We start from the raw sequence: 20,070 nt of genomic DNA on the forward strand, positions 1-20,070 counted from the left end.
AAAATGCCCCCTGCCTCAGCCCCTTCGCTGGCAGACACTATACTTGTTTGTCGGCAACCGGTTTAATTACAGGGGAAAAAGCAATGACGGGCGATACTGCGGCCAGCAAAAATCTGACGGTGTGGTGGTTAGCGCTGATGCTTATTTTTGGGCTGAGCGGTGGGGCGCAGGCCGTTTCGCTACCAGCGGCGGCGGCGGCAGCGACACAGCAGTCATCGCCCGACAAAGACGCCGGCGCCAATAGCAGCAAACCAACGGTAGCAGATAAGAAGGCGGCCTACGCAGCACTGGCAAATATTCTGCAAAATGACCAGTCCCGTCAGGAACTGATCGATCAGCTGCGCCACGCTTCGGCCAGCCCATCGAACAGCGCGCCGCCGACGCTGACGCCGCCCGCGGCCACGGCGGAGGACAAAACCGTATTGGATAACGTCACCGACGTCAGCCGCCGCTATGGCGGCGAGTTCAGCGCAAAAATCCAGCAGTTGCACAACACCATTATCAATTCCCCCCACAAAACGTTTAACCAGCAAACTTTTATCAACGCCCTGAGCCACTTTCTGATGCTGGCAGTTGCGCTTTTCGGTTTCTATTTGCTGATATGCCGCTTAGCCAGCCCGATTTACCGTTTTATGGGCCGCTGGGGGCGACATAAGAATGATGAACGAACCAGCTGGCTACAGCTGCCTGCGGCGATTATCGGCGCTTTTATTATCGACCTGCTGCTGCTGACGCTGGCTATTTTTATCGGCCAAATCCTCAGCAACTATCTTAATGATGGCAATCGCACCATCATGCGCCAGCAGGGGTTATTTCTTAACGCTTTTGCGCTGATTGAGTTTTTTAAGGCAGTGCTGAGGCTGATTTTTTGCCCACGCTTTCCCGACCTGCGCCCTTTTCACCTTTCCAATGAGCGCGCCAGCTACTGGAGCACGCGCCTTAGCTGGCTAAGCGGTCTGATTGGCTACGGCCTGTTGGTGGTGGTGCCCATTATCGGCAACCAGATTAACCAGCAGGTTGCCGCAGTAGCAAACGTGGTGATTATGGGAATGATTACCGTCTGGGCCATCTGGTTAATTTTGCATAACCGCCGTAATATTCAGCGAGAATTAAACGCGCTGGCCGACCGTTCGCTGACCTTTTTCGCTTTCTTCATCCGCGCATTCGCGTTCATCTGGCACTGGCTGGCCTGCATCTACTTCGTTACGCTGTTTTTCCTGTCGGTGTTTAATCCCGGCAACAGCCTGCAGTTTATGATGGCGGCTACGGTGCGTACCCTGGTTACGATTCTGAGCGGCGCGCTGGTATCCGGCATTCTTACCCGCTGGATTGGTAAAACCATCATTCTGTCCGCCGAACTCCAACGCCACTATCCGGAGCTGCAAAAGCGCGTGAACGGCTGGGTAAAAATGATGCTTAAACTGGCGCGCTCCCTCACCGTATTCGCCGTGATCCTGCTGCTGCTCAATGCCTGGCAAGTTTTTGACCTCTGGCACTGGCTATCTGCCGGTCCCGGCGAGCGGCTGGTCGACGTGACCATTCGCGTGGTACTGATTCTGATCCTCTCCGCCGTTGGCTGGACGCTGCTTGCCAGCTTAATTGAAAACCGCCTGGCGTCCGATTCTTACGGCCGTCCGATGCCCAGCGCCCGCACCCGCACGCTGCTGACGCTGTTTCGCAACGCGCTGGCGGTGATAATCAGCACCATAACTATCATGATTTTACTGTCGGAAATCGGGGTAAATATCGCCCCGCTGCTGGCAGGGGCCGGCGCGCTGGGACTGGCAATCAGCTTCGGTTCGCAAACGCTGGTAAAAGATATTATCACCGGGGTATTTATTCAGTTTGAAAACGGGATGAACACCGGCGATCTGGTGACTATCGGCGCAATAACCGGCACCGTCGAACGGATGTCGATACGCTCGGTCGGCGTGCGTCAGGATACCGGCGCCTATCACATCATCCCCTGGTCCTCGATCACCACCTTTGCCAACTTTGTGCGAGGGATTGGTTCATTCGTCGCCAACTATGATGTTGACCGACGCGAAGATGTTGAGCGCGTCAACCAGACGCTGCAGGCTGCGGTAGCCGAACTGATGGAAAATAAAGATATTCGCGCCATGGTGATTGGCCAGCCATCATTCGCCGGACTGGTGGGATTAAGCGATCGGGCATTTACCGTACGCGTCTCCTTTACCACCCAGCCGCTGAAGCAGTGGACCGTACGCTTTGCGCTGGATGGCATGGTGAAGAAGCATTTCGACGCCGCTGAGATTAAGGCGCCGCATCAGACGGTACAGGTGATGCAAACCGGCAATGACGCATCGTTCAACGCCGCCGGCGCGGTACTGCCAGCGCCGGAATAAGGTTCAGAAACGCCAGGCGATAAAGCGGCTCTGCTTTTGCCCCTGCGCCATCGTCACGGTTTTAACCTCCTGTACGCCCGCCTGCCTCAGACGGGCGTACAGCGCCGGCAGGTTCTCTTTGCGCGAAACCAGCGTCGTAAACCAGCCGCACTGGCGGGCAAAACTCACGCTTTCATCAATCATGCGCGTAATAAATCCGCTTTCTCCGCCCTCACACCACAGCTCCTGGGCCTGGCCGCCAAAGTTAAGCGGTGCATTTACGCCCAGACCCAGGTTCCGCTGTTTACGCTGGCTGCCGGCCTGAGCCATTTCGGCTGAAGCATGAAACGGCGGGTTGCATAATGTAGCGTGATAATATTCACCTTTATGGATAATGCCCTGAAAAATCGCCTGGGGATTTTTCTGGCGGCGCAGGCGAATCTTACGGTTAAGGCCCGGATTGGCGGCAATGATCGCGTTGGCGGCTTTGATGGCCGGCTCGCTCACCTCGGAACCGGTAAAGCGCCAGCCATATTCATGCTGCCCGATAAGCGGATAAATAAGATTGGCGCCGCAGCCGACATCCAGAATCGAGGTCTCATGGACCGACTGGCGGCGCGGCTGCTGCGCCAGCAGGTCGGCGAGAAAGTGAATGTAGTCCGCCCGACCGGGAACCGGCGGACAGAGAAATCCCGCTGGCAGCGGCCATGACTGAATAGCATAATGATATTTCAGCAGCGCCTGATTCAGTGCCAGCACCGCCTGCGGGTCGGAAAAGTTCACCGTTTCGTCGCCGGCGGGGCTGTGAATAATAAAGGCGCCGAGCGGCGGATGCGCCTGACACAGCGCGGCCATATCATAGCGTTCGCGGTGGCGATTACGGGGATGTAACGGGGACTGCTGGCGGACTGTCATCATCGCTCTCCTGCTGAAGGCGCGTAAGATAACCGCCATAACGCCATTTTGCCATTAAAATAAACACCGAATGTATCTCAGAGAATGAACATGTCCAACTCACGTTATCGTTACCAGCCTGCACAGGGTCACGGCCTGCCGCACGATCCGCTGAATGCCATCATCGGTCCGCGCCCCATCGGCTGGATCAGTTCACGCAGCGACGCCGGCGTACCTAACCTGGCGCCTTACAGCTTCTTTAACTGCTTTAGCTACCGCCCGCCGATCATCGGTTTTGCCAGCAGCGGCTGGAAAGACAGCGTTACCAATATCAGCCAGACGGGCGAGTTTGTCTGGAACCTGGCGACGCGTCCGCTGGCGGTCGCCATGAATGAAAGTTCAGCGCCGCTGCCGAGCGATGAAGATGAATTTAAGCGCGCCGGTTTGACGCCCGTGCGCGGACAGCAGGTCCGGGCGCCGCTGGTGGGTGAAAGCCCGGTCAATTTTGAGTGTCGTCTGACGCAGCTTATCCAGCTGCAAACCCACCAGGGCGAAGCTATACCATCATGGCTGGTGCTGGGAGAAGTGGTGATGATCCACATCGATGAAAGCCTGCTTGAGGATGGAATCTATCAAACCAGTAAGGCCCAGCCGATTTTACGCGCCGGCGGACCTACAAGCTATTATGGCATCAGCGAATCAGAACGCTTCGACCTTATTCGTCCCGCAGATCCCAGCCGCTGAAATCACCGGCGCGTCCGCGGCGATAAGCGCGGCCGCCCTGGCGATTTCCGGCGCCAGCCAGCGATCGTCCTGCCAGTTATCCACTCGCTCGCGCAGCCGACGCCAGGCCTGGCCGGTGCCGGCGGCGCAGCGTTCAGCATCGTGGAAATCCAGCGCCTGGGCCGCCAGCAGATATTCAATAGCCAGAATCTGAGTGACGTTAGCCGCCAGCTTCAGCAGCTTACGCGCCGAGCTGGTTCCCATGCTGAGGTGATCTTCCTGCAGGCCTGAAGTCACAAAATTATCCAGCACCGCCGGCTGAGCCAACTGACGGTTTTCACCGCACAGAGAAGCGGCAACATACTGGGCGATCATCATCCCGGAGTTAACGCCGGGTTTGGCGACCAGAAAAGCAGGCAAGCCGCTGACCAGCGGATTGATTAACCGGTCAAGACGGCGCTCAGCTACGCTGCCCAGTTCCGCCAGCGCAATCGCCAGCTGATCGGCCGCCATCGCCACCGACTCGCCATGCGGATTGGCCTGCGAGACCACGCGCCACTCCGCCGGCGTTCCCAGTACCAGCGGGTTGTCGGTAGCGGCATTGAGTTCCGCTTCGACCTGACGGGCAACGTAGGCAAACTGATCGCGACAGGCGCCGTGGATCTGCGGTATCGAACGCAGGCTGAGTGCGTCCTGGGTGCGCAGCCCTTTACTGCCGGTCAGGATTTGACTGTCGGACAGCAGCGCGCGCAGGCGGGTACCCACCAGCTGCACGCCGGCGCTGCCTTTCAACGCCAGGATCTCGCTGTCAAAGGCATCCAGCTGCCCGCGCAGCGCCTCAAAGCTCATCGCGCCGGTCACATCGGCCCAGTCAAGCAGCCGGGCGGCATCGCCTAATGCCAGACAGCTCAGCCCGGTCATGCAAGGCGTGCCGTTGACCAGACTCAACCCCTCTTTCGCCCCCGGATTACAGGGCTTCAGTCCCGCCCGTGCCAGCGCCTCACTGGCCGCCAGCGTCTGACCGCCGACCTTCACCTCGCCGATGCCAATCAGCGCCAGACCGATATGTGCCATATGCGTCAGGTAGCCAACCGACCCCTGCGCCGGCACCTGCGGCGTTATATCATGGTTCAGCAGATCCAGTAGCCCCTGCACGATCGCTGCCGAGATGCCGGATTTTCCCTGCGAATAGTTGGCGATAGCGGCGCAGATGATGGCGCGCACTTCCGCCGTTTGCAGCGGCTCGCCAACGCCGCAGGCATGGCTCAGCAGCGTGTTGCGCGAAAGCTGACCCAGCTCTTCTTCCGCCAGCGTGATATTACACAGCGCGCCGAGGCCGGTATTAATCCCGTAGGCGACCGTGCCCTGGGCAACGATTTGCGCGACGATGGCCCGGCCATTATCAATGCGCGCCCAGGCCTGCTGGCTGAGCGCCAGCGTTGCCGAGCCGCGCGCCACGGCGTTGAGTTGCTGCCAGCTTAGCGGGGCATCGCCCCAGGTAATGCTTTGTTGCATGATGGCCTCAGTGTTCGCGGTGGCTGGAAATAAACTGCTGAAAGCGTGGAGAGCCCTGCTCGCCAAACATCGCTTCCGGTGACCCTTCGCAGTCGATTGTCCCCTGATGCATAAATACAACCCGGTTGGAAACGTTGCGGGCAAAGCCCATTTCGTGCGTCACCACCAGCATGGTGCGCCCCTCCTCGGCAAGGCTGCGCATAACCCGCAGTACGTCACCGACCAGCTCCGGGTCAAGGGCCGAAGTCGGCTCATCAAACAGCATCACCTCCGGCTCCATCGCCAGCGCGCGGGCAATCGCCACGCGCTGCTGCTGGCCGCCGGAGAGCTGTGACGGGTAAAAATCTTTGCGGTTATACATGCCGACGCGTTGCAGGATCTGTTCGGCCTGTTCAATGCAGCGCTGGCGGTCCTGCTTGAGCACAAAACGCGGCCCTTCAATCACGTTTTCCAGTACCGTCATGTGCGACCACAGGTTAAAGCTCTGAAACACCATCCCCAAGCGCGAGCGCAGCTTCTCAATCTGTTTATGATCGGCCGCCAGCCGGTGACCGCGCGCGTGCTGTTTCATCTCGATAGTTTCACCGGCCACGCTAACCACGCCAGAATCTGGCGTTTCCAGCAGGTTAATACAGCGCAGGAAGGTGCTCTTCCCGGAGCCGCTGGCCCCCAGAATGGAGATGACATCCCCTTTATGTGCTTCCAGCGAGATGCCCTTAAGTACTTCAAGGTTGCCAAAGGATTTATGGATATCGCTCATGGCGAGCGTTACGGGCGCGAGTTCACTCATGTTTTTCTCCGGCAATAACCTGAGGAGCGGCAGGCTCCGGCGGCAGCTGACGATGACGCGGCGTCAGGCGGCGCTCCAGCCAGGCATAGGCCTGCACAATCAGGAAGTTAAGGATCAGGTAGATAAGCGCTGCGCAGACAAACACCTCCATGGTGCGATAGGTGCGCTGAATTATCTGCTGGGCCACGCCGGTGACATCCCAGACGGTGACCAGGCTGGCCAGCGCGGTGGATTTCACCAGCAGGATCGCTTCGGTAGAATAGGCTGGCAGCGCATAGCGCAGCATCACCGGCGCAATAATGCGCCGCAGCAGCAGGAAGCGTGACATGCCGCAGGCCATCCCGGCCTCAATCTGTCCTGGCGGAATCGCCAGCAAGGCACCGCGCAGAATTTCAGCGGTGTACGACGCTGTACAAAGGGCCAGGGCTACCACCGCACAGAAAAAGGGTTCACGCAGCACCGGCCAGACGAAGCTGTGCCGAATCACCTCAAACTGCCCCAGTCCGTAATAAATCAGGAACAGCTGGATCATCAGCGGCGAACCACGAAACACCAGGATATAGAGCCGGGCAAAGCCGCTAAGCAGGCGATTATGGCTCATGCGCATCGCCAGGATCAGCAGCGCCAGCACGCCACCGAGGGCAAAGGAGGCGAAAAACAGCCCCAGAGTCACCGGTAATGCGGCTGAAAGCTTGAGAAACGTATCGGTCAGGAAAGCGAAATCAATCATCTTACGCCTCCTCAGGCTTGCGCGGCGCTGCGGCTGCGATGGGCACGGTTCATCCGTTGCTCAGCACGCTTAAAGGCATGGCTGGAGAGCACGGTCAGCACCAGATAGCAGAGGCCGCCAATCACATAAAAAGTGAAGTACTGACGCGTCGAACCTGCCGCGACCTGACTGGCGCGCATCAGTTCAATAATGCCGGTCACCGAGACCAGCGCCGAGTCTTTCAGGCTCATCTGCCAAACGTTAGACAGACCCGGCAGCGCATAGCGCACCATCTGCGGCACGATAATGCGTTGCAGAACGCGCCAGCGCGTCATGCCGATCGCCATCGCCGCCTCGACTTCACCCGGTGCCAGCGCCAGTCGCGCTGCGCGGTAAACTTCCGCCTGGTAAGAGGCCGAAATCAGGCCAATAGCCAACGCGCCGATTAAAAACGGCGGCACCTCGATAAAGCCATCGGCGCCGAACAGGCCGCCGATCTTAGTAATAATCCCCGAACCGCCAAAGTAGAACAGATAGATAATCAGCAGCTCAGGTATGCCGCGAAAAATCACCGAATAGCCATCGCCGAACCAGCGCAGCGGGCGATGGGGCGAAAGCTTAGCGGCCGAAACGCCGCTGCCAACCACCGCGCCAACCACCATGGCAGCAAATGAGAGCAATAAGGTCATCAGCGCCGCGTGGAGGATTAGCGGCCCCCAGCCGTTTTCACCAAAACCCAGTAAGGCCATAGCTACCTCCTGTTATTGCGCGGTGGGCGTTACGTCAGTTTTAAACCATTTCTCGCTCAGCTTTTTCACCGTGCCGTCTGCCAGCGCGGCTTTAATCGCCTCATCCAGCTTCGCTTTCAGATCGCTGTCACTTTTACGCAGACCAATCCCCTCGCCTTCTCCCCAGATCGGACCGCCCAGTTGAGGGCCACTGAGCTGTAAGTCTTTATTTTCAGGTTTAGAAAGCATTGAGTTGGCAAAGGTCACATCGTCAAATACCGCATCGATACGCTCGGATTGCAGATCGAGGATCGCATCAGCCGAGGCATTGTATTCGCGCACGGTGGCAACATCTTTGAAGTATTTATCAATGAAGGGGGTGTAAACGGTGCCGGAAGCGATACCGATGGTTTTGCCTTTTAACGCTTCTTTCAGCTTAGCGATTGCCGGTTCGATCTCTTTTGCATCGTCATGCAGCTTGACCGGTGCGGCTTTGCTATCGCCGGCAGGCAGTACGTTGCTGCCTTTGGTGGTGATAAAGCTGGCGGGCGTCTGAGCATAGGGAATGCTGAAGCCGATTTGCTGACGCCGCTCCGGCGTAATCACAATGGCATCAAGGATGACGTCATATTTACCCGCCTGCATACCGGCGATCATGCCATCCCAGTTTTGCACCACCAGCTTGCACTGAACCTGCATACGTTTACACAGGTCAGCCATCAGCTCCGGCTCAAAACCACTCAGCTTGCCGCCAGGCAGGGTAATATTCCAGGGCTCATAGCTGCCTTCCGTGGCAATGGTCAGCGATTTCCACTCTTTTGCCTGAGCGGGCAGAATGCTGGCGACGGAAACGCCCAGCAGTGCGGAGGTAATGAGGAACTGGCGAACGAACGTTGTTTTCATACATTGCTCCTGGAACAAGGGTTTTCCCCTGAGGTAACGGTGAAAGTTCGGCCATTTAAGTGGCAGGTTTGTTAATACTTTGTTCAATCGTTATGTCATGTATATACAAGTTCGTATACAACCCTGCACCAGGCGAAGGGTAAAAGTGTGATTCATCCAGTAAAATTACTGTGTTAATCCCCGCGAACCACTTGTACATACAACAGGGAAATAACAGAGCAACAGTTGTGCCAGAATGGCCGCAAGCGTGAAAATTAATGCGTTAACCGGCCGTTACGCTGAGAAAAAATCGGCCAGCAAAGACAGGCTGCACTATGCAAGCGCATAACGCCCTTGAATGGGGCTTCATTTTGACGCCTTGACGCCCAACGGAGCGGTGCCGGAAGAAAATGCTGAGGGGTTTGTAAATCAAAAAACGCCTGATGATATTTGCAATCACGGCACGCTTCAGGCATCTCGCTGTTCAAGCTTTCTGAATAACTTATTCAGCGATATCTGATATCACTTCGCCAACAACAGGTTAAAATGGTCTTATTAAACCTGCTTTTTCAGGCTGCTTAATTGCCCTAATAACCTGTGTCTTATTTAGCCAGAAGTGCAAACTTCTGGCTTTTTTATTACCTTAGCGCCCCAGCAGGGTGGCAACCAAACGTTTCAGCAACGGCTGAAGACGCTGCGCCCGGTCGCCACGCCACGCGAAAGGCGGCGCCTCTTCCATGTAGTTACACTGAGCCAGCTCAAGCTGCAGCGCCTGTACGCCATCTGCCGGCTGGCCGTAGGCACGGGTAATGTAGCCGCCCTTAAAGCGGCCATTAATTACCCAGCTGTAGTCGTTTTGTGCCTCGCACACGGCTTTAAGCTGCGCCGCCATCTCAGCGCTACAGCTGGCGCCATCGTTAGTGCCCAAATTCAGATCGGGTAATTTGCCCTCGAACAGGCGCGGGATCTGCGAAGCAATCGAATGAGCATCGAACAGTCGCGCATAGCCAAACTCAGCTTTAATCCGCGCCAGCTCCTGCTGCAGCTGCTGATGGTAAGGCTGCCAGATATTTTCCAGATATCCCTGACGCTGCGCATCATCTGGCGTCATTCCCGGTTTAAAGGTCGGCGTGCCGTCAAACAGCGTCTCCGGGTAAAGTCCGGTGGTTGCCGTGGCGTAAAGCGGCTGGTTATCCGCCGGGCGATTAAGATCGATAACAAAGCGTGAGTAGTTGCCGACCAGCACGCTGGCCCCCATCTCAACCGCGAAGTCATACAGCTGCGGAATATGCCAGTCGGTATCGCACAGCCCCTGCGCCGGAACGCTTAACCCCTGCTCGACTTCCGGCGTCAGCGCCGTACCAGCGTGGGGAATACTGACCAGCAGAGGCAGGGTCCCCCGAGTAAATTCAAAAGGTTTTTTCACCGCATTTCTCCTCTGTAGATGGTTTCACAGGGCAGTTCGCCCCCCAGCCAGTACACCAGCTCGGCCGGTCGTTCAACCTGCCAGTGAACAAAATCAGCACGCTTGCCGACTTCCAGACTGCCCAGCCGATCGGCGCAGCCCAGCGCTCTGGCAGCGTTGAGGGTGACGCCGTTGAGCGCTTCTTCCGGCGTCATACCAAACAGCGTACAGCCCATGTTGAGCATCAGGCGCAGCGACAGTGCCGGCGAAGTACCGGGGTTAGCATCGCTGGCCAGCGCCATCGGCACCCCATGTTTACGGAAATATTCAACCGGCGGGCGCTGGGTTTCACGCAGCAGGTAAAATGCGCCGGGCAGCAGCACCGCGACGGTGCCGCTGGCCGCCATCGCCAACGCGTCCTCTTCGGTGGCATACTCCAGATGATCGGCAGACAGCGCATTAAAGCGCGCTGCCAGGCTTGCGCCATGGAGCGCCGAAAGCTGCTCGGCGTGCAATTTCACCGGCATACCGAGCGCCCGCGCGGCGCTGAACACCTCGCTGACCTGATCGGGCGAAAATGCCAGATGTTCGCAGAAAGCGTCCACCGCATCCGCCAGCTTTTCCTGCGCGACCTGCGGTAATAAATGCTGGCAAACCCGCTCGATCCAGCCCTGAGGGTTGTCTTTATACTCCGGTGGAAACGCATGGGCGGCAAGGCAGGTCGCCTTCACATCTACCGGCATTTCGCTGCCGAGCTGGCGGATGGCGCGCAGCATGCGCAGCTCACTCTCTTCATCCAGTCCGTAGCCCGATTTAATCTCGACGGTGGTGACGCCCTCGGCCAGCAGCCGCTGCAAGCGGGCGCGGGCGCTTGCAACCAGCGCCTGCTGACTGGCTGCGCGGGTTGCGCGCACCGTGGAAATAATGCCGCCGCCCTGAGCGGCGATCTCGCTGTAGCTGACGCCGTTCAGGCGCTGCTCAAACTCCTGGCTGCGATCGCCACCGAATACCAGATGGGTATGGCAATCAATCAGACCGGGTGTAATTAATCCGCCGGCAAAATTGTGCGTGCGATCACAACGAATAGCTTTAGCTTGTTCCCGTGGTCCAATCCACACAATCTGTTCACCCTGAACCGCAATGGCGCCATCTTCAATCAGGCTGTAGCGTCCGCCCTGCATTGTCGCGATATCCGCACCCGTCCAGAGGGTGTCACACTTCAGTTCAACTGCCATTACTACTCCTGTCGGTGTGCTTTACTGCTGGCCTATAAGTATGTATATGTATATACAACCTCAATCAGCAGGAATCAACAATGTCACGATATTTTGCCTCCCGCGCCCTGCTTCCACAGGGATGGTGCCACGATGTGGTCATCGAAGTCGATGAACAGGGGATATTACGCAAACTTACCCCCGACAGTCCGCAGCAGGATGCACAACGGTTGCACGGTGCGGTGATTCCTGCAGTCGCTAACCTCCACTCCCATGCATTCCAACGCGCCATGGCCGGACTGGCAGAAGTCGCCGGCGACCCGCAGGACAGCTTCTGGACCTGGCGCGATCTGATGTATCGCATGGTGCAAACCCTGACGCCGGAAGCGGTCGGCGCCATCGCCACCCAGCTTTATATCGAAATGCTGAAAGGCGGCTATACCCAGGTCGCGGAATTCCACTACCTGCATCACGATCCGCAGGGGCAGCCCTATCAGGATGATGCCATGTTGCAACAGCTGATGCTGGCGGCGCAGCAGAGCGGTATCGGCCAGACGCTATTGCCGGTCCTTTACAGCTACGCCGGCTTTGGTGCCCAGCCGGCCCAGCCGGGACAGAAGCGTTTCATTCAGCAAACCGAAGCCTATCTTCAGCAGCAGGCAAGGCTCAAAGCCCTGACGGCGCAGGAACCGTTGATTAATTACGGCCTGTGCTTCCATTCGCTGCGCGCCGTCAGTGAAGCGCAGATGCATGAGGTGCTGGCAGCTTCCGATAGCACGCTGCCGGTACATATTCATATCGCCGAGCAGGAAAAAGAGGTCAACGACTGTCGCGCATGGAGCAATGAGCGTCCGGTAAGCTGGCTGTACAAACGCTTTAACGTTGACCCGCGCTGGTGTCTTATCCATGCCACCCATCTTGATGACGATGAAGTCCGCCAGCTGGCCAGCAGCGGCGCGATAGCCGGACTATGTCCGACGACCGAAGCCAACCTGGGCGACGGTATTTTTCGCGGCACCGATTACCTGGCGCTGAACGGACGCTGGGGGATTGGCTCTGACAGCCACGTATCGTTAGACGTTGTTGAGGAGCTGCGTTGGTTTGAATACGGCCAGCGCCTGCGCGATCGCCGTCGTAATCGTTTAGTGCAGGACGGGCAGCCCTCGGTTGGCGACCTGCTATTCGCCGGCGCACGTCAGGGCGGCGCGCAGGCCTGCGCGCTGGCGGTTGGCGAACTGGCGCCCGGATTTCGCGCCGACTGGCTGGTACTGGAAGAGGATGCGCTGCTGGGACCAACGCCCGACAGCGCGCTGATTAATCGCTGGTTGTTTGCCGGCAACCGTTCGCAGATCCGCGACGTTTTCGTCGCTGGCCGCCAGGTGATTCATCAGGGGCAGCATCAGCGACAGGAACAGGCCGCGCGTCAGTTCCGCCAGGTGATTGAGGGCCTGAAATAATGCCTCACTTTTCTCTGAATACGCTGCCGGTGTCGCGCTGGCGCAACGGCGGCGGCGAAACCCGCGAAATCGTCGCCTGGCCGCCGGGGGCGGAAGATTTTAGCTGGCGTATCAGCATCGCCACCATCTCGCAGGACGGCGACTTCTCCCCTTTTCCGGGGATCGACAGGATCATTACGCTGCTCAGCGGCGATGGCGTTACGCTGACCAGCAGCGGCTGGCAGCAGCAACTACAAACAGCGCAGCCTTTTGCCTTTGCCGGCGAGGATCAGGTTTATGCCCGCCTCAGCGGCGGCGCCAGCCAGGATTTTAATCTGATGACGCGTCGCGCCAGCCATCGCGCGGCGATGACGGTGGTCACTGGCGCGACGCGTCCGGCGCCCGAGGACGCGGGCGTCGCTTTCGTGCTTTCCGGCAGCTGGCGCGCCGGTGAGATGACGTTACAGGTAAACGAAGGCATCTGGTGGCATCAGCATGGCGACCCGCTAACGCCGCAAACGCCTGACGCCCGTCTGCTTTACGCCGCCGTCAGCCGCCGCTAAGCGCCAACGGCGCAGGGGATAAATTTGCCGTAAAAGCGGTATTCGCAGCCAGCCCTGTTGCCGCCGTCCGGCGGTATAACGGGCTTAGCCGTGCCCTTTGAAGCGACCAACCAGCTTATAGCGCGACCCCGGATAAAGCAGCTTGGCATAGGTCACAATACGCGTATCGCTCCAGGTCTGGCGACGAATTAGCAGGCAGGGTTCATTATTTTCCAGCGCCAGCAGCGCACACTGGCGGGCATCGGGCAGCACCGCTTCCACCACGTGTTCGCCCGAGGTCAGGGGCGCGACGCGCATCAGGTAGGTATAGGGCGTCAGCTGATGATAATCCTGGTCAAGATAGCCTGGCGCAACCAGCGGGTTCACCAGCCGATCTTCCATCTGCACCGGCAGATCGTTTTCATAATGAACGATCAGCGACTGGAAGATGCTCTGCCCGGTAGAGAGACCCAGCACGGCGGCCTGATCCGGCCCCGCCTTTAGCGTACCGAGCTTGAGGATTTTGCAGCTATGATGGTTACCGCGCTGGGCGATCTCCTCGGCGATATTATGGACTTCCAGCATCGCGGTGTAGCCTTTATTCTCAGCGACAAAGGTACCCACGCCCTGCATACGAATTAAATAACCTTCGCTGGTCAGCTCGCGCAGCGCACGATTAATGGTCATGCGGCTCACGCCCAGCTCGTTGACGAACTCACTTTCCGAAGGAACGCGCTGCTTTGCTTTCCAGCGTCCTTCAATAATCTGATTGATGATGGCCTGCTTAACCCGTTGATAAATCGGTGCCGGATCATCGCTCATCGCTGCAGAAAGCTGAGAAACAGCGGTCTGTTCGACCATGATTACGTCCTTAACAGTGGTGATGGGCTCAGTGTAATAACAAGCGGCTTAAATGTATATACATGTTAACCTTTTGACCTGCACGCTATCAGTGCATGGCGAACTGTTTCAGGGCAAATCCCCCTCATCGACTGGCCTGTTTTTACACCAGGCTATTTTCACGGCGTAATGCCAGCCTGTTGAATCAGCCAGTTACGCCGCCGCCCACGCAATTCCAGATTTTGTGATCGCATTGGCATAGTGATTGCTAATTGTATAGACAAGATTAGACGTTTCTGCTTCACTGACTTTAATCAGCATTTGACCGGCTTTTTACCGGCGCCCTGTGTGGCGACCGTCCGGCCAATGAACTCACTTGTATATACAGGAGTATACTATGGCACTCACAGCCTCCCACTGCGTGCTGACGCCGGGAAACGTGGATCTGGCGACGCTGAAAGCAATTTATCGCGGCGGCATTACTCTGGCACTGGATGACAATGCGCGCTCTGCGGTGCATCAGGCCTTCGCTACCGTTAGCGCCATCGTTGATGCCGGTACCGTAACCTATGGCATTAATACCGGCTTTGGCAAACTGGCGACCACCACTATCCCCGCCGCGCGCCTGGCTGAATTACAGCGCAATCTGGTGCTGTCTCACAGCGTAGGCCTGGGCGATTTGCTGCCGGATGACGTAACGCGGCTGGTGATGGCCAGCAAAATTATCAGCCTGGCGCGCGGACATTCCGGGGTACGCATTGAGCTGATCGACGGTCTGATCGCCCTGTTCAACGCCGGCATTATGCCCTGCATTCCGGAGAAGGGTTCGGTCGGCGCCTCTGGCGATCTGGCACCGCTGGCGCACCTGTCGCTGATGCTGTTAGGAGAAGGTGAAGTCCGGGTTAAGGGCAAGCTGATACCCGCTGTTGAAGGGTTAAAGCTCGCCGGCCTGCAACCCTTCGTGCTTGGCCCGAAAGAGGGGCTGGCTTTACTTAACGGTACCCAGGTTTCCACTTCGCTGGCGCTGCGTGGCCTGTTTGAAGGCGAAAACGTTTTTGCCGCCGGGTTGATTTCCGGCGCGCTGTCGCTGGAGGCGATTAAAGGCTCGCTGAAGCCGCTGGACAGCCGTATTCATCAGGCCCGCGGCCAGCAGGGACAAATTGGCGTGGCGGCAGCGGTGCTGGCGCTGCTGGAAGGCAGTCACATCGTTGATTCCCACTCCACCTGCGGACGCGTACAGGATCCCTATTCCATTCGCTGCGTACCGCAGGTAATGGGCGCCTGCCTTGATAACCTCAACCACGCAGCACGCATTTTGCAAATTGAAGCTAACGCCGCCTCCGACAACCCGCTGGTCTTCAGCGATAACGGCGAAGTGATTTCCGGCGGCAACTTCCATGCCGAACCGGTCGCTTTCGCCGCCGATATTATCGCGCTGGCGGTAGCCGAGGTGGGAGCCATTTCCGAACGCCGTCTGGCGCTGCTGCTGGACACCGGCCTTTCCGGCCTGCCGCCGTTTCTGGTCAATGATGGCGGCGTCAACTCCGGCTTTATGATCGCCCAGGTGTCCGCTGCGGCGCTGGCGTCAGAAAACAAATCGCTGGCCCATCCCGGCAGCGTGGACAGCCTGCCCACGTCGGCTAACCAGGAAGACCACGTTTCGATGGCAACCTACGCTGCACGTCGTCTCGGCGCCATGTGTTTCAACAGCGCGGCGGTTGTCGGCATTGAAGCCATGGCGGCCGCCCAGGGGATGGAGTTCCACCGTCCGCTGCAAAGCTCAGCACTGATCGAAGAACAATTTGCCCGCATCCGCCAGCGGGTAGCCTGGGTCGACCAGGACCGCCTGCTGGCGCCGGATATTGAACAAATGCGCCTGTGGGCCGCCGGCGACAGCTGGCCTGCTCCGGTCGCCGCGCTGCTGCCCAGCAACGCCACCCTAAGCCACTAAGAGGAAAATGATGATGAGCGAAACCGTAAGCAAAGCCGTAGCCCGCGCAGTGCGTGCGCCTCACGGCAGCGAACTGCACTGTGCTAACTGGCTGATCGAGGCCGCTTACCGCATGATTCAGAACAACCTCGATCCGGATGTGGCAGAGCGCCCGGAGGATCTGGTGGTTTATGGCGGCATCGGCAAAGCCGCGCGCAACTGGGAATGCTTCGAGCAGATCCTACGCTCGCTGCAGGCGCTGCAGGCAGATGAAACCCTGCTTATCCAGTCAGGCAAGCCGGTCGGCGTGTTCCGTACCCATGCCGATGCCCCGCGCGTGCTGCTGGCAAACTCCAACCTGGTTCCCCACTGGGCCAACTGGGATCACTTCCACGAGCTGGATAAAGCCGGTCTGATGATGTATGGCCAGATGACCGCCGGCTCCTGGATTTATATTGGCGCGCAGGGCATCGTGCAGGGCACCTTTGAAACCTTTGTCGAAGCCGGTCGTCAGCATTACAACAACGATCTGTCCGGTAAGTGGATCCTCACCGCCGGTCTGGGCGGCATGGGCGGCGCTCAGCCTTTGGCCGGGGTACTGGCCGGTGCCTGCGTGCTGGCGATCGAATGCCAGGAATCGCGCATCGATTTCCGCCTGCGCACCCGCTATGTCGACTATAAAGCCCGTACGCTGGATGAGGCCCTGGCGCTGATTAGCGATGCGACCGCGGCGAAAAAAGCGATCTCCGTCGGCCTGCTGGGCAATGCCGCCGAAATCGTTCCCGAATTGGTTAAACGCGCCAAAGCCGGCGGCGTGAAGCCGGATATTGTCACCGACCAGACCTCGGCGCACGATCCGGTCAACGGCTATCTGCCGGCCGGATGGAGCGTGGAACGCTGGATAGCCGGGCGCGCCAGCAATCCTAAAGCCGTCGAAAAAGCGGCACGCGCCTCAATGGCGGTTCACGTTCAGGCGATGCTCGATTTCCATCATATGGGTATTCCGACCGTTGATTACGGCAACAACATCCGCCAGGTTGCTCAGGACGAAGGCGTGGCGAATGCCTTTGATTTCCCGGGCTTCGTTCCCGCCTATATCCGCCCGTTGTTTTGTGAAGGCAAAGGACCGTTCCGCTGGGTGGCGCTCTCTGGCGATCCGGAAGATATCTACAAAACCGACGCCAAGCTTAAAGAGCTGTTCCCGCACCATAAAACGCTGCATCGCTGGCTGGATATGGCACAAGAGCGCATTGCCTTCCAGGGCCTGCCTGCGCGTATTTGCTGGCTGGGCCTCGGCGAACGTCATATTGCCGGGCTGGCGTTTAACGAAATGGTGAGAAAAGGCGAGCTGAAAGCGCCGATCGTGATCGGACGCGACCACCTCGACTGCGGCTCTGTTGCCTCGCCGAACCGCGAAACAGAAGCAATGAAAGATGGTTCTGATGCGGTATCCGACTGGCCGCTGCTTAATGCGCTGCTCAACACTGCTGGCGGCGCGACCTGGGTCAGCCTGCATCACGGCGGCGGCGTCGGTATGGGCTTTTCTCAGCACGCCGGCGTGGTTATCGTCTGCGATGGCAGTAAAGAAGCCGATGCCCGCCTCGGCCGCGTACTGTGGAACGACCCGGCAACCGGCGTGATGCGCCACGCTGATGCTGGCTACGAGCTGGCGCAGCAGTGCGCCCGTGAGTATGACCTGAACCTGCCGATGCAGAAGTAAGCGCCCCGCTCCCGGCCCGTCGGGCTGGGAGCGTCACGCCGGTTCGCCAATCTTCGCGCAAACCCGCACTCTGCCCACCCGGGCAGGGAGCGCCATACCGGTTCGCCAATCTTCACGCAAACCCGCGCTCTGCACGCCCGGGCAGAGCGCTTTTGTTATATTCTTTTTTATTCTGTTATAACGTAAAGATTGGTTGATTCCCCCTGAGCACCGCTGAATTTATGGTAGTTTTGGTTACCGGAGATCAGATTGCCAGGAAGATGTTGTATGAACCTGCCCACCTCACTTATTGACCGCGCCGCCGCCTGGCGCCATCAGCTGCATGCGCATCCTGAGCTGGGTTATCAGGAGCATAAAACCGCTGCACTGGTCGCCAGCGAACTTCGCGAATGCGGCCTGCAGGTGCATACCGGCCTGGCCGGAACGAGCGTTATCGGCACGCTGGAAAACGGCCCCGGTCCGGTTATTGGCCTGCGCGCCGATATGGATGCGCTGCCGGTTAGCGAACGCGGCAGCCCTGAATGGCGATCGCAAAATGACGGCGTAATGCATGCCTGCGGCCATGATGGTCATACGGCGATGCTGCTGGCCGCCGCGCGCCATCTCAGCACCCGCCGCAGCTTCAGCGGCACGGTACATTTTATTTTCCAGCCGGCGGAAGAGAACCTCGGCGGGGCGCGCAAAATGGTCAGCGAGGGGCTGTTTAGCCGTTTCACGATGGATGCGATTTACGGTATGCATAACTGGCCGGGCCTGCCGCTGGGTCATATCGGCGTTAATCCAGGCGCAATGATGGCATCCCTCGATACCTTTACCATCACCCTGCAGGGTAAAAGCTGTCATGCGGCGATGCCGGAAAACGGCGCGGACCCGATTGTCGCGGCGGCTCAGCTGGTCATGGCGCTGCAAACCATCCCGGCACGCCGACTGTCGCCGCTCGCCTCAGCGGTTATCAGCGTAACGCAGATTAACGGCGGCGAAGCGATTAACGTTATACCCGATCTGGTCACTCTGCGCGGCACGCTGCGCTGTCTGCAAAACGACGTCCGCCAGCAGGTCAAAACGCTGATGGCCTCTTTCGTCGACAGCCTGACCGCGCCGATGGCGATTGAAAGCACCCTGACCTTTGCCGGCGATTACCCGGTAACCAGCAACCACCCTGCCGCCGCTCTGCGCGTGCGTGAGTGCGCGCAGGCACTGCTGCCAGCCGATCATCTTCACTGGGATATTAATCCGTCGATGGCCTCAGAGGACTTCGCCTGTATGCTTGAACACTGTCCAGGGGCCTATTTCTGGATCGGCGTCGATGGCGCAACCCCTTCCGCGCCGCTGCACAATGCCAGCTATGACTTTAACGATGCCGTGTTAGCGCACGGCATCGCTTTTTGGGTCGGACTGGTAGAACACCTCTGTCCGCGCGCTCAATAACCGGCATCCGCCAGCCGCTGCAACCCCGCTTCAATGCTGGCGGCGCGTCCGGCCGCCAGCAAGCAGCAAGCAACCTGTAGTCTCAGTGACTGCGGCACCGGCACTTCGCGCGCCAGGCAGCGCATCGTCCACTTCGCGGTATCTTCCGCGCTTTTCGACGCCGGTAAAGCGTCAGCGGCCAGGCTCAGCTCCGGCTGGCGCGCCACCAGCTCCTGCGGCTCTGCGCCACGACGAATAAGCGTTATCGCCGGGCAGCGCTGGGGATTGGCATAGACTTCCCCCTCCGTGCCGTTCAGCAACAGCGCGCTGGCGTCCAGCTGCTGAAAAAAGTCGCCAACGCGCGCAACGTATTCAGGATGAGAAACACTGGACAGGCGCAGCGTTTGCTGTTCACCAAACGGTGAAAGCAGCTTAGCCAGCGTATGGGCGCTGTTACGCACCCCCAGCTGCCAGCGCAACGCCAGCTGCGCTGCGAGCGAAGGGCAAAGCGTTTCTATACTGATAAATGCGACCTGTCCGTGGTCCAGCGCCTGCTGCGCCTGTTCAACGCTGGCGGCAGGCTGAATGCCTGAAGCGGCAAAAACCTGCTCGCTGGTTACCCGGGTTTCATCTTCGCGCACGCCATGCACCAGCACCGGAAAGTCCAGCTTGTTGAGCAGCAGCGCCAGCAGCGGTGTCAGGTTGGCCTGGCGGCGGGCGCCGTTATAGCTGGGAATGGTCACCGGCAGCGGCCGACCGACCGGCGCCTTCAGCTGCGCCACCCTTTCCTGCATCGCCTGATAGAAACCCGGCATCTCCTCCGGCCCCTCACCCTTAATGCGCAGGGCGATAAGTATGGCGCCCAGCGCCAACGGCGGAACCTCACCGGCCAGCATCTGGCGGTAAAGGTCGCAGGCGGTCTGGCGATCCAGATGGCGCGCGTGATTTTTACCGCGGCCAATCTCTTTAATTATCTGATTAAATTCCATG

The 20,070-nt window shown here is 58.7% G+C and carries 17 protein-coding genes; 7 read left to right on the plus strand and 10 right to left on the minus strand.

Annotated elements, in window-relative coordinates:
- Positions 1-83 precede the first annotated feature (83 nt).
- Positions 84-2,366 (plus strand): mechanosensitive channel protein, encoded by a 2,283-nt coding sequence (gene ybiO, locus BTJ39_RS07640; protein ID WP_078002062.1) that lies wholly within the window; start codon positions 84-86, stop codon positions 2,364-2,366.
- A 3-nt stretch (positions 2,367-2,369) separates the two neighbouring features.
- On the opposite strand, the gene rlmF is transcribed toward ybiO, so the two are convergent.
- Complete coding sequence (gene rlmF, locus BTJ39_RS07645) at positions 2,370-3,263, minus strand: 23S rRNA (adenine(1618)-N(6))-methyltransferase RlmF (protein ID WP_422386020.1); 894 nt, start codon at positions 3,261-3,263, stop codon at positions 2,370-2,372.
- Between the two features lie 87 nt (positions 3,264-3,350).
- On the opposite strand from rlmF, the gene BTJ39_RS07650 reads away from it, so the two are divergent.
- A complete protein-coding gene (locus BTJ39_RS07650; protein WP_078002064.1) occupies positions 3,351-3,983 on the plus strand; it encodes a flavin reductase family protein in 633 nt (210 codons plus the stop codon).
- On the opposite strand, the gene BTJ39_RS07655 is transcribed toward BTJ39_RS07650, so the two are convergent.
- The 7 genes from BTJ39_RS07655 to hutI form a co-directional block, all read right to left on the minus strand.
- Entirely contained in the window at positions 3,939-5,477 is a 1,539-nt protein-coding gene (locus BTJ39_RS07655; protein ID WP_078002065.1) for an HAL/PAL/TAL family ammonia-lyase, read from the minus strand. The genes BTJ39_RS07650 and BTJ39_RS07655 overlap by 45 nt on opposite strands.
- Before the next feature lie 7 nt (positions 5,478-5,484).
- Entirely contained in the window at positions 5,485-6,267 is a 783-nt protein-coding gene (locus BTJ39_RS07660; protein ID WP_078002066.1) for an ABC transporter ATP-binding protein, read from the minus strand.
- Complete coding sequence (locus tag BTJ39_RS07665; protein WP_078002067.1) at positions 6,260-6,997, minus strand: ABC transporter permease; 738 nt, start codon at positions 6,995-6,997, stop codon at positions 6,260-6,262. Before BTJ39_RS07665 ends, BTJ39_RS07660 begins: the two co-directional genes overlap by 8 nt.
- A gap of 11 nt (positions 6,998-7,008) precedes the next feature.
- Positions 7,009-7,725: an ABC transporter permease gene (locus tag BTJ39_RS07670; protein WP_078002068.1), complete on the minus strand. Its 717-nt coding sequence runs from the start codon at positions 7,723-7,725 to the stop codon at positions 7,009-7,011.
- A 12-nt stretch (positions 7,726-7,737) separates the two neighbouring features.
- Positions 7,738-8,607: a transporter substrate-binding domain-containing protein gene (locus BTJ39_RS07675; RefSeq protein WP_078002069.1), complete on the minus strand. Its 870-nt coding sequence runs from the start codon at positions 8,605-8,607 to the stop codon at positions 7,738-7,740.
- 622 nt (positions 8,608-9,229) lie between these two features.
- Positions 9,230-10,012, minus strand: a complete 783-nt coding sequence (gene hutG / locus BTJ39_RS07680; RefSeq protein WP_078002070.1) for an N-formylglutamate deformylase — start codon at positions 10,010-10,012, stop codon at positions 9,230-9,232.
- A complete protein-coding gene (gene hutI / locus BTJ39_RS07685) occupies positions 10,009-11,226 on the minus strand; it encodes an imidazolonepropionase (protein WP_078002071.1) in 1,218 nt (405 codons plus the stop codon). Before hutI ends, hutG begins: the two co-directional genes overlap by 4 nt.
- Positions 11,227-11,306: 80 nt before the next feature.
- Here hutI and BTJ39_RS07690 point away from each other — a divergent pair, with 80 nt between their 5' ends.
- On the plus strand, positions 11,307-12,662 hold the full coding sequence (locus BTJ39_RS07690) for a formimidoylglutamate deiminase (RefSeq protein WP_078002072.1): 1,356 nt from the start codon (positions 11,307-11,309) through the stop codon (positions 12,660-12,662).
- The gene (locus tag BTJ39_RS07695) at positions 12,662-13,204 is read left to right on the plus strand and encodes a HutD/Ves family protein (protein ID WP_078002073.1); all 543 of its coding nucleotides are present in this window, start codon (positions 12,662-12,664) and stop codon (positions 13,202-13,204) included. The genes BTJ39_RS07690 and BTJ39_RS07695 overlap by 1 nt, the downstream gene beginning before the upstream one ends.
- Before the next feature lie 84 nt (positions 13,205-13,288).
- Here the strand turns inward: BTJ39_RS07695 and hutC are convergent, their stop codons facing one another.
- The gene (gene hutC / locus BTJ39_RS07700) at positions 13,289-14,044 is read right to left on the minus strand and encodes a histidine utilization repressor (protein ID WP_078002074.1); all 756 of its coding nucleotides are present in this window, start codon (positions 14,042-14,044) and stop codon (positions 13,289-13,291) included.
- A gap of 376 nt (positions 14,045-14,420) precedes the next feature.
- Here hutC and hutH point away from each other — a divergent pair, with 376 nt between their 5' ends.
- The 3 genes from hutH to BTJ39_RS07715 all read left to right on the plus strand — a co-directional run bounded on the left by hutH (position 14,421) and on the right by BTJ39_RS07715 (position 19,101).
- Complete coding sequence (hutH, locus tag BTJ39_RS07705; RefSeq protein ID WP_078002075.1) at positions 14,421-15,974, plus strand: histidine ammonia-lyase; 1,554 nt, start codon at positions 14,421-14,423, stop codon at positions 15,972-15,974.
- Between the two features lie 13 nt (positions 15,975-15,987).
- A complete protein-coding gene (gene hutU / locus BTJ39_RS07710; protein WP_078002076.1) occupies positions 15,988-17,673 on the plus strand; it encodes a urocanate hydratase in 1,686 nt (561 codons plus the stop codon).
- 267 nt (positions 17,674-17,940) lie between these two features.
- The gene (locus BTJ39_RS07715; RefSeq protein WP_078002077.1) at positions 17,941-19,101 is read left to right on the plus strand and encodes a M20 aminoacylase family protein; all 1,161 of its coding nucleotides are present in this window, start codon (positions 17,941-17,943) and stop codon (positions 19,099-19,101) included.
- Here BTJ39_RS07715 and ybiB read toward each other — a convergent pair.
- A complete protein-coding gene (gene ybiB / locus BTJ39_RS07720; RefSeq protein ID WP_078002078.1) occupies positions 19,095-20,069 on the minus strand; it encodes a DNA-binding protein YbiB in 975 nt (324 codons plus the stop codon). The genes BTJ39_RS07715 and ybiB overlap by 7 nt on opposite strands.
- Position 20,070: the final 1 nt, after the last annotated feature.

This window comes from Izhakiella australiensis (assembly GCF_002006995.1).
GTDB lineage: Bacteria > Pseudomonadota > Gammaproteobacteria > Enterobacterales > Enterobacteriaceae > Izhakiella > Izhakiella australiensis.

What these genes read in the sequence shown, in the direction of transcription:
- ybiO (WP_078002062.1), top strand. Translation starts at nt 84, where the DNA reads ATGACGGGCGATACTGCGGCCAGCAAAAATCTGACGGTGTGGTGGTTA.
- rlmF (WP_422386020.1), bottom strand. Translation starts at nt 3,263, where the DNA reads ATGATGACAGTCCGCCAGCAGTCCCCGTTACATCCCCGTAATCGCCAC.
- BTJ39_RS07650 (WP_078002064.1), top strand. Translation starts at nt 3,351, where the DNA reads ATGTCCAACTCACGTTATCGTTACCAGCCTGCACAGGGTCACGGCCTG.
- BTJ39_RS07655 (WP_078002065.1), bottom strand. Translation starts at nt 5,477, where the DNA reads ATGCAACAAAGCATTACCTGGGGCGATGCCCCGCTAAGCTGGCAGCAA.
- BTJ39_RS07660 (WP_078002066.1), bottom strand. Translation starts at nt 6,267, where the DNA reads ATGAGTGAACTCGCGCCCGTAACGCTCGCCATGAGCGATATCCATAAA.
- BTJ39_RS07665 (WP_078002067.1), bottom strand. Translation starts at nt 6,997, where the DNA reads ATGATTGATTTCGCTTTCCTGACCGATACGTTTCTCAAGCTTTCAGCC.
- BTJ39_RS07670 (WP_078002068.1), bottom strand. Translation starts at nt 7,725, where the DNA reads ATGGCCTTACTGGGTTTTGGTGAAAACGGCTGGGGGCCGCTAATCCTC.
- BTJ39_RS07675 (WP_078002069.1), bottom strand. Translation starts at nt 8,607, where the DNA reads ATGAAAACAACGTTCGTTCGCCAGTTCCTCATTACCTCCGCACTGCTG.
- hutI (WP_078002071.1), bottom strand. Translation starts at nt 11,226, where the DNA reads ATGGCAGTTGAACTGAAGTGTGACACCCTCTGGACGGGTGCGGATATC.
- BTJ39_RS07690 (WP_078002072.1), top strand. Translation starts at nt 11,307, where the DNA reads ATGTCACGATATTTTGCCTCCCGCGCCCTGCTTCCACAGGGATGGTGC.
- BTJ39_RS07695 (WP_078002073.1), top strand. Translation starts at nt 12,662, where the DNA reads ATGCCTCACTTTTCTCTGAATACGCTGCCGGTGTCGCGCTGGCGCAAC.
- hutC (WP_078002074.1), bottom strand. Translation starts at nt 14,044, where the DNA reads ATGGTCGAACAGACCGCTGTTTCTCAGCTTTCTGCAGCGATGAGCGAT.
- hutH (WP_078002075.1), top strand. Translation starts at nt 14,421, where the DNA reads ATGGCACTCACAGCCTCCCACTGCGTGCTGACGCCGGGAAACGTGGAT.
- hutU (WP_078002076.1), top strand. Translation starts at nt 15,988, where the DNA reads ATGAGCGAAACCGTAAGCAAAGCCGTAGCCCGCGCAGTGCGTGCGCCT.
- BTJ39_RS07715 (WP_078002077.1), top strand. Translation starts at nt 17,941, where the DNA reads ATGAACCTGCCCACCTCACTTATTGACCGCGCCGCCGCCTGGCGCCAT.
- ybiB (WP_078002078.1), bottom strand. Translation starts at nt 20,069, where the DNA reads ATGGAATTTAATCAGATAATTAAAGAGATTGGCCGCGGTAAAAATCAC.